The sequence below is a fragment of the Prochlorococcus sp. MIT 1342 genome, from assembly GCF_047304495.1.
GTDB classification, from domain to species: domain Bacteria; phylum Cyanobacteriota; class Cyanobacteriia; order PCC-6307; family Cyanobiaceae; genus Prochlorococcus; species Prochlorococcus marinus_D.
Genome location: NZ_CP138957.1, coordinates 1,861,066 through 1,876,696 on the forward strand (window position 1 = coordinate 1,861,066; position 15,631 = coordinate 1,876,696).

Sequence of the window (15,631 nt, forward strand, 5' to 3'; positions counted from 1 at the left end):
AGCCAGCATCCACCTAGCAAGACCATCACTTATGACAATCGATCCAGCAGATTTAAAAGAGCTACAACTATCCCTTGCCGATCGCATCTACCTTCAGATCGCCAGCTGGCACCTTTATCTGGGCGATGCAGGGCTTGCAGAAAACCTTGCCATCGAATGCAGCGTCAGGCTCAATGAAGGCGCCAATGTGGCAGCCCGCCAAGCCCTGGAATCAGTGCAAGTGCCCCTAGGTGGAGGGAGCACCCGCCTACCACTGGCGCGCCTAATCCCAGCCTCTCAACTTCGTGACCTTGAGGAGATCCTGGAGCCCTACTGCCGATAAGGTTGCTGCCATCCATGGAGGGCCAGTGCTGATCATCGAGGTCACCAACGCCCGGGAAGTGATGCGTCAACGCATCGGACCACTAGGGGAGCGACTCATCGGCAAAGTTGTCGATGCTGAGGACCAGGTGGAGAAAGCTCTGATTCAAGAGCTCGAAAACGCCTTCCAGGAATTCGGGATCGAAGCACGCATCGTTTCGGTACAGGGACCCCAGCTGGTGGGCCGAGACCATCTGGAGCTACCAATTCAAGTCCGTGAGGATCGCGAAGTTCGCCTCAGCGAGGAATAACTCTGTAACGCAGCTCCCGCGCTAGCTCACGCACCTCAGCGACACCAAGAGAGATGCTGATTAGAGCGAATACAGCAAGGCCGGTGATCACTGACAGACACACCTCAATCAAAAGTCCCAGCAGGTCCTGAGGCCATTGCATCAAGGTCGCGAGAGCCCAAGCCGCAAACCCTGCCGCCAGGCCAGCCCAAAGCACCTTGACGCCATCAAAAGCCCACCGTTGCAAAGGCAAGCCCCCTAGCCGCGAATGCAAGCCCACCAAGAGAGCTGCGCAGGTCAGCAGATTGATTGCAACCGTTGCCAGCACCAAACCGGTAGCCCCGAAATTGAATGGCAACTGAGGGCCCCAAGGGGTTGGGCCACCAACCAACAACCAATCAAACACCACATTCAAGCCAATCCCTGCCGTAGAAAGTCGGAAGGGGGTAGTGCCATCACCTAGGGCATAAAACACACGCACCAGCAGATCACGAGCTAGATAGGCAGGCATGCCCACGCCATAGGCCATCAGCAATCCACTCACCAAGCTGGCAGCCTGGGCATCAAAGGCCCCTCGCTCGTACACCAAAGCAACGATTGGGGTTCCAAGAGCCACGAACATGGCCCCAAGAGGAACCATGCTGGCCGTAGACAACATCAACCCCTGACGGATGCGAGTGACTAGTGCAGGCCGATCTTCCTGGGCAGTGAGCCTGGCAAACGTTGGCAGTAGTGGCACCAGCAATGCATTGGAGATCAGCCCCAAAGGCGTCTGTACCAAAAGATTGGCGTAGCCCAGACCAGCTGCCGCACCCAAAATGCCGGAAGCAAAAAACAGATCTGTAAAGACATTGATCTGCAACATGCCTGAAGAAAGGGTGGCCGGGCCCATGACCTGCCATACCTCCCGCACACCTGGATGATGCCAATCCCAAACCAACTTCATCTTGGTCAAGCCTTGCCTGATCAACGCCGGCAGTTGAATCAGCCACTGCAACAGGGCTCCCACCAAGGTGGCTAGTGCCAAAACAATGCCACCCCTAAGGGCGAACTGCATGGAGCCGATGTTCGTGCCGACCTGCCACCACAAAACTCCGACACCGACCACCAAAGCAAGACTTGACATGATTGGCGAAACCGCCGGAATCCAGAACTCATCAGCAGCATTAAGGGAGCCGAAGCCCAGGCCGATCAAACCTGCCAACAAAGCCATTGGTGCCATCACCTGAAGCTGAACCACAGCAATCCGATGCAGCTCAGGACTCAGACCTGGGCCCACCAAAGTGATCAACGGATTGGCTGCCAGCACTAATAGAGCCGTCAACAACAACAAAGCAGCACTAACCATGGTGTTGAGCGCCGCCAACACATGAGCGCTCTCCTGCCGCGGCCGTCTGCTAAGGACACTGACCATGGCGCTGTGGAAAGGACCGTTGATCCCACCCAGGAGAATCAACAGAAACCCCGGCAAGACGTAGGCGTAGTTGTAAGCGTCATAAGCCGCTCCTACCCCGAAGGCAGCCGCAATCACAAGCTGACGAACCAGCCCTCCCACCTTGCTAAGCAAGGTGCCGACTGTGACAACCAGAGCAATACGCTTTAAGGATCTCCCCATCCTTGGGCCTCAGACCATCTGATCATTTAGCAGCATTCTCAAGCCCTGCAAGCATCCCCATGACCGAGGCCATCCCGGAAGGATTGTTAGGGAGTCCACTGCTCACATTCCCACCACTCGAGGAAGGAATCTTGGTGAAGCGCTACAAGCGCTTCCTTGCCGATGTGGAGCTAGTCAGCGGCGAAATCGTGACAGCCCACTGCGCCAACACAGGCCCCATGACTGGTGTTCTTAATCCTGGAGGCAGAGTGCGACTCCGCCATGCGCCTTCTCCCAAGCGCAAGTTGGCCTGGACATGGGAGCAAGCGGAGGCACCCAGCGCCCAGGGCGGCCTCTGCTGGGTGGGTATCAACACAGCCTTGGCCAATAGCCTGATCAGAGCAGCGATTGAAGCCGGACACCTCAAGCAAGTCCTCGGTCCGATCGCAGCAATCCGTGCGGAAGTGACTTATGGAAGCAACCGACGCAGCCGCATTGACCTGTTTTTAACCCCTGATGCCAATTGCTCCGACACCAGACCCATTTACTTAGAAGTCAAGAACACCACCTGGATCGAAGACTCCTTAGCCCTCTTTCCCGACACGGTGACAGAACGAGGGCAAAAACATCTCAAAGAGCTAATCGGTGTGCTGCCAGAGTCCAGAGCAGTCTTGGTGCCCTGCCTCAGCCGCCACGATGTCCAAGCATTCGCCCCAGGGGATAGCGCAGACCCTCGCTATGGCGAACTCTTTCGTCAGGCTCTTACAGCTGGCGTGGAAGTCATTCCCTGTTGCTTCGGATTTCACCGCGACAAGATCACCTGGGAAGGCCTTAGGCCTACCAAGACGACACAGAGTTGACACAGCAAAAAGAGCTCCAGATGTAACAAAATGAACTTTCACCCCCGCAAATAGACCTAAAAGCGTCCATCAATCCCATATTTCGTATCAACATGAACATAAAAAAATCCCAAGTTGAGCAAGTTTCTCCTTTGAGCTATCACAAAGGCTTCCAGCTCGTTTTGCAGATCTGCTTCTTCCAATGACAACTGCTCCGCTTCCGCCCTCCAGGCGGCGCACGGTTCGCCTTCAGGAGGCCAGTCTCCTGGAGGGGCCAATGCTCCTCCTGCGCAGCATCCGTGGCTTCAGCTCCAATCGCTCAATCACATGGCTGACCTGTGTGCCCTTCGCCCTTTTCGGCCTAGGCGTTTTCAACCTTTCAGCCCATGCCGCCGACCTCCCTGAACTCACGCCAGGATTCCTAGCTAACAACCTCTGGTTGCTGATCGCAGCTGTGCTGGTGATCTTCATGAACGCCGGCTTCGCCATGGTGGAGGCAGGGATGTGCCGTCAGAAAAACGCCGTCAACATCCTCGCCAAAAACCTGTTTGTCTTCGCCCTTGCGGTGACGGCCTACTGGTTCATCGGCTTCCAGATCATGTACAAAGCAGACTGGCTGATCCCTGGTGTTTTGAAGTTTGGTGGGTTGTTCTTTGACCCCGCAGTAACTCCTGACATGGTCACCAATGGAGACTTGGTCCCAAGCGTTGACTTCCTCTTCCAGGCTGCCTTTGCAGGCACAGCAGCAACGATTGTCTCTGGCCTGGTAGCTGAGCGAATCAAGTTTGGCGAGTTTGTTGTTTTCTCGCTAATCCTTACTGCACTCATCTACCCAATCGCGGGTTCCTGGCAATGGAACTTCCCAGTCGAAGATGCAGCTGGTGTTGTCACTGATGCAGGTGGTTGGCTCAATCAACTTGGTTTTATTGACTTTGCCGGCTCAACATTGGTGCACTCCGTAGGTGCCTGGGCTGGGCTGGTAGGGGCCATCGCTCTTGGCCCTCGCATCGGCAAGTTTGTCGGTGGCAAGGCCCAAGCTCTACCAGGTCACAACATGGCCATAGCCACTCTCGGATGCTTGATCCTCTGGATCGGTTGGTATGGATTCAATGCTGGCTCCCAGCTGGCAATGGATGCAGCGGTGCCTTACATCGCAGTCACCACAACCCTTGCTGCAGCCGGTGGCGCCATCGGTGCAACGATCATTTCCACCCTCTATTCCGGCAAGCCTGATCTAACGATGATCATCAATGGCATTCTTGCCGGCTTGGTAAGCATTACCGCCGGTTGCGACGGTGTCGCCATGTGGGCGGCTTGGCTGATAGGCCTCATTGGCGGTGTGATCGTGGTCTTCTCTGTGGCCTTCATCGACGGCCTGCAGATTGACGACCCCGTTGGGGCTTTCTCTGTGCACGGCACATGCGGCATCTGGGGCACTCTGGCAGTGGGCCTGTTCAACACCGATGCAGGTCTATTGACTGGCCATGGGTTCAGCCAACTTGGCGTCCAAGCGCTCGGCTGCATCTCATACGCAGTGTTCATTGTTGTGACCTGTTGGATTGCCTGGTCTGTCATCGGAGCACTGTTTGGCGGTATCCGCGTAACAGAGGCTGAGGAAATCGAAGGTCTTGATATCGGTGAGCACGGTATGGAGGCTTATCCCGACTTCGCCTCAGCCGGCAACTAAAGCCTGATCAACAACCTGAATCCATTAAGCCCGACCCTGTGCCGGGCTTTTTTGTGCTTCAAAAGTGTTGAGCTGCCCATAGAGTCAGGAGATTGCTGCCGCCACGATGGATACACAAGCTTTCAAACGCTCGCTCCATCACTCTGAGCGTTACAACCGTAGGGGCTTCGGGCGAGCCAACGAAGTCGCCAGCAACCTTGAGAAGGCCTACCAAAGCAGCCTAATTGGCTCGATTCGAGACAACGGGTATGTGCTTCAACAAGGCCGGCTTCAGGTGAAATTGGCTGAGGCCTTTGGTTTCTGCTGGGGAGTAGAGAGAGCAGTTGCGATGGCCTATGAAACCCGTAGGCACTACCCAAGCGAGCGCATTTGGATTACTAACGAAATTATTCACAACCCTTCAGTGAATGAACACTTACGCGAAATGGACGTGCTGTTCATCCACGCTGAAGGAGGTGTCAAAGATTTTTCCTGCGTCAATGATGGCGATGTAGTGATCCTGCCCGCCTTCGGTGCCACTGTTCAGGAGATGGAGCTGCTTCATGAGCGTGGCTGTCACATCATCGACACCACTTGTCCATGGGTTTCCAAGGTGTGGCACACCGTGGAGAAACATAAGAAGCAAGAATTCACCTCAATTATTCATGGCAAGGTGAAGCATGAAGAAACCTTGGCCACAAGCTCCTTTGCAGGGACCTATCTAGTTGTTTTAGACCTTGATGAAGCCCAACTAGTCGCCGATTACATCCTGGGCCAAGGAGATCGTGCAGCGTTCATGAAACGCTTTGCTAAGGCATGCTCTGCAAACTTTGACCCAGATCAAGATCTCCAACGCCTTGGGGTAGCCAATCAGACCACCATGCTGAAAAGTGAAACCGAGGAAATCGGTCGTTTATTCGAGCGCACCATGCTCAGAAAATATGGCCCAATAGAGCTCAACAAACATTTCCTTTCCTTCAACACCATCTGTGACGCCACAGAGGAACGGCAACAAGCAATGTTCTCGCTAGTTGATGAACCTCTAGATCTACTGGTGGTGATTGGTGGCTTCAACTCATCCAACACCACTCACCTACAGGAAATCGCCATCAGCCGAGGAATCCGATCCTTCCACATCGATACCCCAGAACGTATTGGTGATAACAACAGCATCCAACACAAGCCACTGGGAGAAGATCTGTTCATCGAAAGTAATTTTCTACCTGCTGGAAGCGTGAGCGTCGGCATCACCTCCGGAGCCTCAACACCCGATCGAGTGGTTGAACATGTGATTCAGAAGCTGATCGACCTAACCTCCGACTGAACAACACCCTGGCTTTACATTTGTTAATATCCCAGGCCAACCCAGCCAGGGATGACCATCCGTGCCGCCCTTGTCGATACCTGCCGACCCATACCTGCGCCTCAGCGACAAATCCCAAGTCCGCTGCTATCGAAGTCATTTTTCCGATCGCATGGAGATGCTTGCGCCGCCAAAAAACGTGGCGGCATATCTTGACCACCATCAAGGCTGGTTTCAACGCTGTGCTGCACCCATGGAGGTCAAGGCCCTCGATGATCAGTCCTATCTCCTCACCCTTGGTCGATTCGGAAATTTTGGCTTTGAAGTCGAGCCTTGCATCGGCCTAAAGCTGCTTCCTCAGCAGCAAGAGCTCTACCAAATCATCAATGTGGACCTAACGCATCAAGATCTGCCCCTTTGTGATCACTACGATGTGGACTTCAAGGCTGGGCTGCAACTTGAGCCATCAGAAACAGAAGCCAGCAATACTGTCCAACAAACCACCATCGTGAACTGGGATTTGGATCTTTCGGTGTGGATCCAACTACCGAAAGTGATCACCCTGCTACCAGATGGTCTTGTACAGACAAGTGGTGACCAGCTGCTGAGGCAAATCGTGCGACAAATCTCGCGACGACTCACCTGGAAGGTTCAAGAAGACTTCCATGCCACCCATGGACTGACCTGCCCACCACGTCGCCATGCAGCTTTCTGAGCGAGTCAACCCTGTTATCGCCTTGATCTGCAAACCGATTCTCTAAAGTGCTCACCTGCAATCAATGGTGATGATGGCCGGCTCCGAAACCCCTAAAGCAAAGGGATCTGACTCTGACCTAGGACCTCAAGCCAGTACATCGTCAGAATCGATTAACTACTTCTCCGAATTTGGAATTCTCATACTCCGGCTCGGGATCAGCATTTTGATGGTCCACAACGGATTAGAGAAGCTCCAAAATCCAGAAGGCTTCTCGGAATTTGTCATCGGCCAACACCTTAACTTCTTACCAGGCGACCCTCTGCTGTGGACGTATGCAGCAGCTTTAACAGAAATCATTTGTCCAATTGGAATCGCGTTCGGTCTTGCTACTAGGCTCTGTGCGCTTGGCCTTCTATCGACAATGGCTTTTGCCATTACATACCACTTATTTGATACTGGCCTGCAAGGCTTCCCCTTCGCCGTGGTCGAAAACCATAGCTATGCCTTTGAATTGTCTGGTGTTTATGCAACTACTTTCTTTTACTTGCTTTGTGCAGGGCCAGGGCGCATTTCACTGGCAGCAAGGAACAAAGCCAAAGCAAATTCAGTCAGAATGAAACTCATCAAGGAAATCAATAAAGTCAAAATATAGGCAACCAAATTGGCTCGATGTTAGCTTTGACTATTACTAACTTAATGCAAGAAATGGCGCTTTCCCGTCAACACCATTGCCAGACCAAAATCATCGCAAACAGCGATTGAATCTGCATCACGCTTGCTCCCACCAGGCTGGATTACGGCACAGATGCCATGGTTAGCCGCCAAACGCACCGTGTCATCAAAGGGGAAGAAGCCATCACTAGCCAAAACAGCTCCCCTGGCTTGATCGCCAGCTGCCTCAAGGGCTAGACGCGCCGAGCCGACTCGGTTCATCTGGCCCGCTCCAACTCCGAGACTCTGGCCAGCACGAGCCACCACGATGGCGTTAGAGCGCACATGTCTCACCAGACGCCATGCAAAGGTGAGATCCTCGTTTTCTTCAGCATTAGGCGAGCGTTTGCTGGCCACAGTCCAACTGGTGGGATCAATCGATTGATCGTCTTGGTCCTGCACCAACACCCCGCCGAGGATGGTGCGAATGTGATCACGACCAGCCGCATCAATGGCACCTGGTGCAAGTTCCAACAAACGTAAGTTGGCCTTGCTGGCAAGGATTTCCCGAGCTTCTGGTTCAAAGCCTGGTGCCACAACACACTCCAAGAACAAACTGGTGAGCTCCCGAGCAGTCGTGGCATCCACCAATCCATTCAGAGCCACGATCCCTCCAAATGCACTCACCCGATCCGCATCCAAGGCACGGCTTAAGGCCGACGCCACGCCAGTGCCAATCGCGACGCCACAAGGGTTGGTGTGCTTAACCACAACGGCAGCATCTTGAACAGCTTGTTGATCGCCATCCGTGCCATATCCAAACTCCCGAACAGTGGCCAGGGCAGCTTCCAAATCAAGCAAATTGTTGGTACTGAGCTCCTTGCCCTGCAACTGAATGGCACCGCCCCAACCCTGCTTCGGAGCGCTGTACCAAGCCGCATGCTGATGGGGATTCTCGCCATAGCGCAGCCTCTGCCTAAGGGGAATAGCCTCAAGCCATTGGGAAGCTTGCTCAATCAGCCGCTCGCCCATCCAATGGCTGATGGCCACGTCATAGGCAGCGGTGTGCTCAAAGGCTTCAAGGGCAAGCTCACGACGGAGCTGGTCATCCACACCATCACTTAAAGCCACTAGGAATCTGTCGTACTGATCCGGCCTCGTGAGCACGGCCACATGCGCATGGTTTTTTGCCGCCGCTCGCACCATGGCGGGGCCACCGATATCAATATTCTCAATTGCAGTTTCCCAACTCACCTGCGGATTGGCCACTGTTTCCCGAAACGGGTAAAGGTTCACAACCACCACATCAATGGGAGGGATCTGATGCTGCTCCAGATCGACCTCATGATCAGGGTCGCCCCGCATCGCCAAGATGCCTCCATGGACACGAGGATGCAGAGTCTTCACCCGTCCTCCAAGAATTTCCGCAGCACCTGTGTGCTCAGCAACCCGCGTCACGGGCAGACCGGCATCCTCCAGCACTTTGGCTGTGCCACCACTGGAAAGCAGCTGAAACCCATGCATGCGATGCAAGGATTCCGCTAGAGGCACAATCCCATGTTTGTTTGAAACGCTCAACAAGGCGATGGGAGCCATGGCAGCAGAGACGAAAGCATTCCGTGGGCCAACCTACGCAGCAGCGATACAACCCCTGCCGTGAGCGACAACCTTCTCCGCGACATTCCCAAAGGTGCTTACTACAGGCTTGTGCTGCTGCATGGCTGGGGTGCAGATGCAGACGATCTGATGCCCCTTGGCCGAGAGCTCTGCCAAGCCATCGAGCCTCCCGTAGAACTAGTGGCTCTACGAGCACAACAACGTCATCCTCAAGGTCTGGGCCGGCAATGGTATGGACTCTTTCCAAGCGACTGGGCAGCCGTTCCTAATGCGATCTCTCAACTTCAGGCTCGCTTGAAAGCCCTGGAAACCCCAGAAATTCCTCTACAAAGAACGGCTTTGCTGGGTTTCTCTCAAGGGGGAGCAATGGCCCTGGCGAGTGGTTGTGATCTACCTCTAGCAGGCCTAATCGGCTGCAGTGCATACCCACATCCAAATTGGGTAGCGCCAAGCATTCGCCCCGCTGTGCTTCTCCTGCATGGGCGCCATGACGATGTAGTTCCCTACGCCGCCTCTGAACAACTCCTCAAAAGCCTAAAAACAAGCGGATTGGAGACAACATTAGTGAGCTTCGAAGGGGGCCACTGCATTCCGGGGGAAGTAATCCCCCGGATGCAACAGGCCTTGCACTCTTGGTTCAACTAAGGAATCGCTTTCTCGTCAAACGAAGGCGTACTCATACTCCTCGATCTCCTCCCAGTCGTCGGAAGTCAGTTCAAGGCCTTCAAACATGACCTCTTCCCCAACAGAGTCAACGATCAAGCGCAAAGAGGGGAAGAGAAAATGGTTCTCTTCAGCGTACTGAGCACTAAACAATCCTTTCTCGCCCCAGAAAAAGCGATCAGTGGTGTGTTCGTTACGACGAACGTTAAGGATCGCTGGTGAGACCAAACCAGATTCGGCGATGTAACGACGAGCTGCCGTCACAGGCTTGTATTCACCGGTTTCGAGATGGAAAGTAGGCACATGAGCCAACACCCGTTGACCAGCCAATCGTCTGCGGCTGATCCGCTTGCGCTTCTTAGACATAAACGGGAAACTCCTGTATAGGAGTGCGATGGAGAGAGGAACGGGGCGGCTTAGGACCGTCCTGCAAATAGCGCTCAAGCACGATGCAAGAGCATGAAGATGCCCAAATGTCAGCAAGCCTTACTCAGGGAATCGCAGCAGAGCTACAACACCCTGAGGGATCACTTTCAACATGATCGGCCGAGGCCGAGGATCCAACAGAGGACGCATCTACCTCTGCTGTAGCTTTGGCGACACGATTTGTGCAACCTCTGCTGTGGCTTTGGTGACACAATTTGTGCAACCTCTGCATTGTCCGACTTTGAGCTACAGCCTCTGGGCGAGGCTTTCAAGCCAATCGACGCTCAAATTTTAATACTTTTTTCAGAATTTACAAGGTGTCATTCGTATCAGCCTCTTGGTGTCGGTGTCCAGAGGCACATCGCTCGCCATGAAGCTGTCAAACCGCTTCCTCAATCTGGTGAAGCAACAACTCAGCAGCTTCGAAGCGGAGGCTCCACTAGAGAAGCTTGTGGTCTATATCGCTCAAGCAAGAGACGGGCGCGCCCCCAGCCTGGAAGCCGTAAGTCAGTGGCCCGCCACAGGGAACAAATCCCTGCCACCTGTAGAGGCAGACCCTGAGCTTCGTGCACCCTCACCTGATCGACGCTGGTACCCGCTTCAAGAAGGAACGATCTTGCTTGGAGTACTCAGAGCCGAAAAACGCCTCTCTTCGCCATCCTGGCCCACCCGCCTAGACCGACGGCTGCTTGCTACTGCGAGTGCCATCACCGATTGCCTCAGTCTTGAGCTTGAGCGAGCCAGGCTGCTTGATGAGCTGGCCGAGCAACGGGAACAAATCAGCCTGATGGTGCATCAACTGCGCAATCCGCTAGCCGCGCTTCGAACCTATGCCCAACTCTTGATGAAGCGCCTAGAGCCCGATAGTCGTCACCGCACCTTGATCAAGGGTCTGCTGAGCGAGCAAGCACAACTAGATCGCTATATCTCCAGCCTCGACCAGATCGGCCAGGACAATCTGCCCATCCAACCAAGCATCAAGGCCCCATTGCTGCTGCCTCCATTACTGCCACAATCCACTGATCTCACTATCAAATCCTTACTAACACCACTGATCGAACGCGCCATAGCCACATCAGCCTTGCAAAAACGCCCTTGGCATGGGCCCAGCCAATGGCCTGCCTGGACTGAAGAGCTACGTCCTTCAGCAGATGGAGTGGTCGCTGAAATCGTGGCCAACCTGCTGGAGAATGCTTTCCGCTATAGCCCTGCAGGCCGCCCTATCGGCCTTTGCCTGCAACAAAACGGAGTATGCGTCTGGGATGGAGGTGAACCCATCAACAAGCAAGAGCGTGAGCGCATCTTCAGCAGAGGCATTCGAGGCCAGAGCAGTGGCGATCGCCCCGGCAGCGGCCTTGGCCTCGCCCTGGGACGCCAACTGGCTGAAGATTTGGGAGGTTCGCTGCAACTGATCACCTCTCCAGCGAACCTTGATCCAGCCCTTCCCAGCGAAGGGAATGCCTTTCTGCTCAGCCTGCCGGCAGTAACACCGCCAGCAACAGAAGCGTGATTGTTTCCACTAGCACGACTGAAGCGCCATAAGAATCCCCGCTATGCCCACCAAGACGACGTCCAAGCAGTTCAGGCACTAAAAACGCCGGCAAGACACCCACACCAATTCCTGCCATCAAAACCATCTGACTGGGCCACCCCACGATCATGAGTGAAGGGACAACCGTTAATGCCAAAAGCAGCACTAAGCATGCTGGTAATGCTTCCTGCCATCCCTTGCGATAACGACGATGAAAGGATGCGGAGCCAGCCTGCCCCTCACGCAAGTAAAAGAAGCGCGCCATGGCCCAAAGCGGCGCACAACGCCCCCAAAAGGCAGCAATCAGCAAAGCCAAAGGGGCTAGAGAACCAAGCCGAAGTAGGGCTGCAATCTGAAGTAACACCACCACAAGCAGAGCCTGGACTCCACTCGCTCCAACACAACTGTCGTCCATAGCCTGCAGACAGCGCTCACGACCAGCCGCCAGACCATCGGCCGTGTCCATCAACCCATCAAGGTGAAGACCACCCGACAGCCAGGCACCCAGCCCGATGACCAAAAGTGCCACTGCCGAGGTCGGCCAATCGGCACGGATCAAGACAAGCCAAAGGAAAGACTGCAGTCCTCCCAGCACCAATCCGATCCAAGGAGCAAAGCGAGCAATCCGTTCAAAACGTGGCTTCAGCCCTGGCCAAGCAGGCAATACGGAGTAGAAGATCCATGCTCCAGCCAAATCCCGGAGCCAAAGGGGAGCGCGCAAGATCTCCAACCTCCAGCCAAAGGCAAAGCCCAACGTAGGGTCATGATCGGCCTGGTGCCCTGTGGCGCTGAAGTATCGCCGTAGCACTAGCCGTGTTTGATTTTCAGATCAACGCCCACTGTTCACACACACGTGCTCGCGTTGGCTGCTTCCGCACTCCTCATGGTTCTGTCAACACACCTCGTTTCATGCCTGTGGGCACGTTGGCAACGGTGAAAGGCATCACAGCCACTCAACTGGCCGACACCGGAGCTCAGATGGTGTTAGCCAACACCTATCACCTCCATCTTCAGCCAGGCGAGGGGATCGTGGCCGATGCCGGTGGCCTGCATCGCTTCATGGGCTGGGACCGCCCACTGCTTACCGACTCAGGTGGCTTTCAGATTTTCAGCCTGGCAGACCTGAATCGTATCGATGATCACGGGGTCGTTTTTCGCAACCCTCGTAATGGCAGCCAGATTGAACTCACGCCAGAACGAGCCATCGAAATTCAAATGGCCCTTGGCGCTGATGTCGCTATGGCCTTCGACCAATGCCCCCCATACCCAGCCAGCGAAAGCGATGTGGAGGCTGCCTGTAAGCGCACCCATGCATGGCTGGAACGCTGCTCGAACACCCATCAACACGCAAATCAAGCCCTATTCGGCATTGTTCAGGGAGGGTGTTTTTCCCACCTCAGAGAGCAAAGTGCTCAAATCGTGGCCAGCTTTGATTTGCCTGGCATCGCCATCGGTGGCGTCAGCGTGGGTGAACCGGTTGAAGACATTCATCGCATCGTGCGCCAGGTTTCTCCTCTGCTTCCCCAGGATCGCCCCCGCTATCTGATGGGGATTGGCACCCTGCGAGAAATAGCGATTGCAGTTGCCAGCGGTATCGATCTATTCGACTGTGTGCTGCCTACCCGCCTGGGAAGACATGGCACAGCACTTGTCGCTGGCGAGCGCTGGAATTTACGCAATGCCCGCTTTCGTGAAGATCACACACCCCTAGATCAAAGCTGTACCTGTACAGCCTGCCGCCATCACAGCCGGGCTTATCTGCATCACTTGATTCGCAACGAGGAGCTCCTAGGGCTCACGCTTCTAAGCCTGCACAACCTCACCCAGCTGATCAGATTCACCTCAGCTATTAGCCAGGCAATTCAAGATGACTGTTTTTCAGAGGATTTCGCTCCTTGGCAACCGGACTCAGCAGCACATCACACGTGGTAACGTCCATGAAACGCAGCTGAGCAACTAGGGATGGCAGCCTTCACTCTCGATCTGATGGCCCAACTGCCAGAGGCCTATCAGGCCTACGCTCCAGCAGTGGATGTTCTTCCACTCATCCCCATTTTCTTCTTCCTGCTTGTCTTTGTTTGGCAAGCATCTGTGGGCTTCCGCTGAAGCATTCATTTCAATCAACGCTTTTTTCCTCGACGCCATACCTCCCAGACGAAGGTAGGCAGACAAAGAATGCGATTCCATCGGCTGGGCTCTTGGCCCAACCGATAGAGCCATTCGAGCCCTAACTGACACATCCATTCGGGGGCTCGCTTTTTCATGCCAGCCCATACATCGAAACTTCCCCCAACACCCATCCAGAGGCCTGGACATGCCCGCCTTACGCGCGCTATCCATGTTTCTTGACGGGGAACTCCTAGAGCCACAAGCACAAGATCAGGATGCAAAACTCTCAACTTGGCTTCCAGGCCAGGCCAAGCATCTTGGGGTTGATAACCATGCGAAGACATCACAAGTCGCAAAGCAGGCAGGTCTTGCTTCAGGAGTTGCCTCAAACGATCCATGACCTGCGGGGTTGCTCCCACTAGGGCCACCTTCCAATCATGAGCCTCTGCATAGGCAAGTAACGAACGTGCCAGTTCAATGCCAGGACTGCGCGGCACCACAACTCCCTGACGCCTCAGCGCCCAAACCACGCCAATCCCATCTGGGATGACTAGATCTGCCGCGGCAATAGCATCACCTAGCCTGGGATTCTCTCTAGCCGCCATCGTCATCTCCGCATTAAGCGTGACGATCTGGCCACCACCACGAGCATGCAAACCAATCGCCGCAGCCTGAACATCGCGGCATGCATCCACTGGCACACCTAGAACACTTCGACGGTATTGATCGCTCGGTGCGGTGCTTGTTGATTCCATCAGCGAGAAAACTGAGGTTGAAAATTTAGTGCTCTAAACCTTGAACGCAATCGATGGAGTCCAAAGCCAAATCGCCATAAGCAAGCGAATGGAGCAATAGCCGATTTGCAAAGAAGCCCCTGAGAAAGTAGCGCTGTACGAGCCGAGAGGGTTGGAATGATGTGTTGCTAACGACTCAGATGGGCTCCTCCAAGGAAAGCCCCATGCCGGGATGTTCGACGGCATGTTCAATCAGGTCAGCCAAACGCAGCGCGCGCGAAGCCTGCTCCCCATCAACGGCTGGTGTCTCACGACCTCGCAAACACTGAAGAAAATGCTCCAACTCGGCATAGAGAGGCTCAATAGAAGTCGTGCTGACCTCTTCGATAAAACCGTCATTGCGATACAACAACTCACCGTGATCGGCTGAATACCACTCATGAGCACGACGATGTATATGCAGGGTGTGGTTAAGGAAATCAGTCTCAACAAGACTGCCCCGACAATGAGCACTGAGACTGCGAATTTTGCGGTGGCTCATCTTGCTAGCCGTGAGGCTAGCCACCACACCATTGCTGAAGCCAAGCGTGGCATTGACGTAATCGATCGGGCCCTCGGCAGTGCGGCCCCCTGCAGCAGCCAGACCTACCACCGGAGCACCCGCCAGCTCAAGAACCAAGTCGAGGTCATGAATCATCAGATCAAGCACCACCGACACATCATTCGCTCGGTCACCATGGGGGCTATGGCGACGAGCCTCAAGAACCACAACCTCCTCATTTTCCACCACCTTGATCAACTCTCGAAAGGCAGGGTTAAAGCGTTCAATATGGCCAACCTGCAAGAGCCGTCCAGCCTTATTAGCCGCCACAATCAATGCGGATGCCTCCTCCTGACTGGCCGCAATCGGTTTTTCGATTAACACATGCAGGCCTGCCTCCAAGCAGGCCTGCCCGACCTTGTGATGGAGCAATGTCGGCACAGCAATGCAGACGGCTTCGACCTCGCCTAGCAAGCTGTGGTAGTCAGGGAACCAATCGCATCCAAACTGTTCAGTTGCCAGCTGACCACGCTCAGGATCGGGATCAGCGACTGCCACCAGCTGCGCATCCTTAAGCAGACTGAGCACACGGGCATGATGCCAACCCATATTGCCAATCCCGATCACACCGACCTTCACCGGAACCATGGGATCGGTCATCGGGAGGCCA

17 protein-coding genes are annotated in these 15,631 nt (G+C 54.6%); 11 read left to right on the forward strand and 6 right to left on the reverse strand.

The window, feature by feature from the left end; translation table 11 throughout:
- The first annotated feature begins 31 nt into the window (after positions 1–31).
- A complete protein-coding gene (locus SIB79_RS09635; RefSeq protein ID WP_011131216.1) occupies positions 32–322 on the forward strand; it encodes a DUF3181 family protein in 291 nt (96 codons plus the stop codon).
- Positions 323–347: 25 nt separating this feature from the next.
- On the forward strand, positions 348–611 hold the full coding sequence (locus SIB79_RS09640; protein ID WP_011131217.1) for a hypothetical protein: 264 nt from the start codon (positions 348–350) through the stop codon (positions 609–611).
- Here the strand turns inward: SIB79_RS09640 and murJ are convergent.
- Entirely contained in the window at positions 598–2,205 is a 1,608-nt protein-coding gene (gene murJ / locus SIB79_RS09645; RefSeq protein WP_011131218.1) for a murein biosynthesis integral membrane protein MurJ, read from the reverse strand. The two genes, SIB79_RS09640 and murJ, sit on opposite strands and share 14 nt — an antisense overlap.
- 59 nt (positions 2,206–2,264) lie before the next feature.
- On the opposite strand from murJ, the gene sfsA reads away from it, so the two are divergent.
- The 5 genes from sfsA (at position 2,265) to SIB79_RS09670 (ending at position 7,341) form a co-directional block, all read left to right on the forward strand.
- On the forward strand, positions 2,265–3,044 hold the full coding sequence (sfsA, locus tag SIB79_RS09650; protein ID WP_081215722.1) for a DNA/RNA nuclease SfsA: 780 nt from the start codon (positions 2,265–2,267) through the stop codon (positions 3,042–3,044).
- A 181-nt stretch (positions 3,045–3,225) separates the two neighbouring features.
- Positions 3,226–4,710, forward strand: coding sequence for an ammonium transporter (locus SIB79_RS09655; RefSeq protein ID WP_063404987.1), 1,485 nt, complete (start codon positions 3,226–3,228; stop codon positions 4,708–4,710).
- A gap of 106 nt (positions 4,711–4,816) precedes the next feature.
- Positions 4,817–6,013 carry a 4-hydroxy-3-methylbut-2-enyl diphosphate reductase gene (locus SIB79_RS09660; protein WP_063404985.1) on the forward strand — a complete coding sequence of 399 codons (1,197 nt, stop codon included), beginning with the start codon at positions 4,817–4,819 and terminating at the stop codon, positions 6,011–6,013.
- Between the two features lie 61 nt (positions 6,014–6,074).
- Positions 6,075–6,707: a DUF1997 domain-containing protein gene (locus SIB79_RS09665; protein WP_063404983.1), complete on the forward strand. Its 633-nt coding sequence runs from the start codon at positions 6,075–6,077 to the stop codon at positions 6,705–6,707.
- 73 nt (positions 6,708–6,780) lie between these two features.
- Positions 6,781–7,341, forward strand: a complete 561-nt coding sequence (locus tag SIB79_RS09670; protein ID WP_236072716.1) for a DoxX family protein — start codon at positions 6,781–6,783, stop codon at positions 7,339–7,341.
- 41 nt (positions 7,342–7,382) lie between these two features.
- On the opposite strand, the gene purH is transcribed toward SIB79_RS09670, so the two are convergent.
- Positions 7,383–8,936, reverse strand: coding sequence for a bifunctional phosphoribosylaminoimidazolecarboxamide formyltransferase/IMP cyclohydrolase (purH, locus tag SIB79_RS09675; RefSeq protein WP_063404979.1), 1,554 nt, complete (start codon positions 8,934–8,936; stop codon positions 7,383–7,385).
- A gap of 60 nt (positions 8,937–8,996) precedes the next feature.
- Here purH and SIB79_RS09680 point away from each other — a divergent pair, with 60 nt between their 5' ends.
- Positions 8,997–9,602, forward strand: coding sequence for an alpha/beta hydrolase (locus SIB79_RS09680; protein ID WP_063404977.1), 606 nt, complete (start codon positions 8,997–8,999; stop codon positions 9,600–9,602).
- Between the two features lie 15 nt (positions 9,603–9,617).
- Here the strand turns inward: SIB79_RS09680 and SIB79_RS09685 are convergent, their stop codons facing one another.
- On the reverse strand, positions 9,618–9,986 hold the full coding sequence (locus SIB79_RS09685) for a DUF3155 domain-containing protein (protein WP_011131226.1): 369 nt from the start codon (positions 9,984–9,986) through the stop codon (positions 9,618–9,620).
- A gap of 430 nt (positions 9,987–10,416) precedes the next feature.
- Between SIB79_RS09685 and SIB79_RS09690 the strand changes: the two genes are divergently transcribed.
- A complete protein-coding gene (locus tag SIB79_RS09690; protein ID WP_063404973.1) occupies positions 10,417–11,556 on the forward strand; it encodes a sensor histidine kinase in 1,140 nt (379 codons plus the stop codon).
- Here SIB79_RS09690 and cobS read toward each other — a convergent pair.
- Positions 11,516–12,298, reverse strand: a complete 783-nt coding sequence (cobS, locus tag SIB79_RS09695; RefSeq protein ID WP_081215721.1) for an adenosylcobinamide-GDP ribazoletransferase — start codon at positions 12,296–12,298, stop codon at positions 11,516–11,518. The two genes, SIB79_RS09690 and cobS, sit on opposite strands and share 41 nt — an antisense overlap.
- 92 nt (positions 12,299–12,390) lie before the next feature.
- Between cobS and tgt the strand changes: the two genes are divergently transcribed.
- Entirely contained in the window at positions 12,391–13,509 is a 1,119-nt protein-coding gene (gene tgt, locus SIB79_RS09700; RefSeq protein ID WP_063404971.1) for a tRNA guanosine(34) transglycosylase Tgt, read from the forward strand.
- A 30-nt stretch (positions 13,510–13,539) separates the two neighbouring features.
- Positions 13,540–13,683, forward strand: a complete 144-nt coding sequence (locus SIB79_RS09705; RefSeq protein ID WP_011131230.1) for a photosystem II reaction center protein K — start codon at positions 13,540–13,542, stop codon at positions 13,681–13,683.
- A gap of 14 nt (positions 13,684–13,697) precedes the next feature.
- Here the strand turns inward: SIB79_RS09705 and SIB79_RS09710 are convergent, their stop codons facing one another.
- Together SIB79_RS09710 and SIB79_RS09715 are read right to left on the reverse strand one after the other, a co-directional pair.
- Positions 13,698–14,441 (reverse strand): WecB/TagA/CpsF family glycosyltransferase, encoded by a 744-nt coding sequence (locus tag SIB79_RS09710; protein ID WP_063404969.1) that lies wholly within the window; start codon positions 14,439–14,441, stop codon positions 13,698–13,700.
- Positions 14,442–14,616: 175 nt separating this feature from the next.
- Positions 14,617–15,621: a Gfo/Idh/MocA family protein gene (locus SIB79_RS09715; RefSeq protein ID WP_041375225.1), complete on the reverse strand. Its 1,005-nt coding sequence runs from the start codon at positions 15,619–15,621 to the stop codon at positions 14,617–14,619.
- Positions 15,622–15,631: the final 10 nt, after the last annotated feature.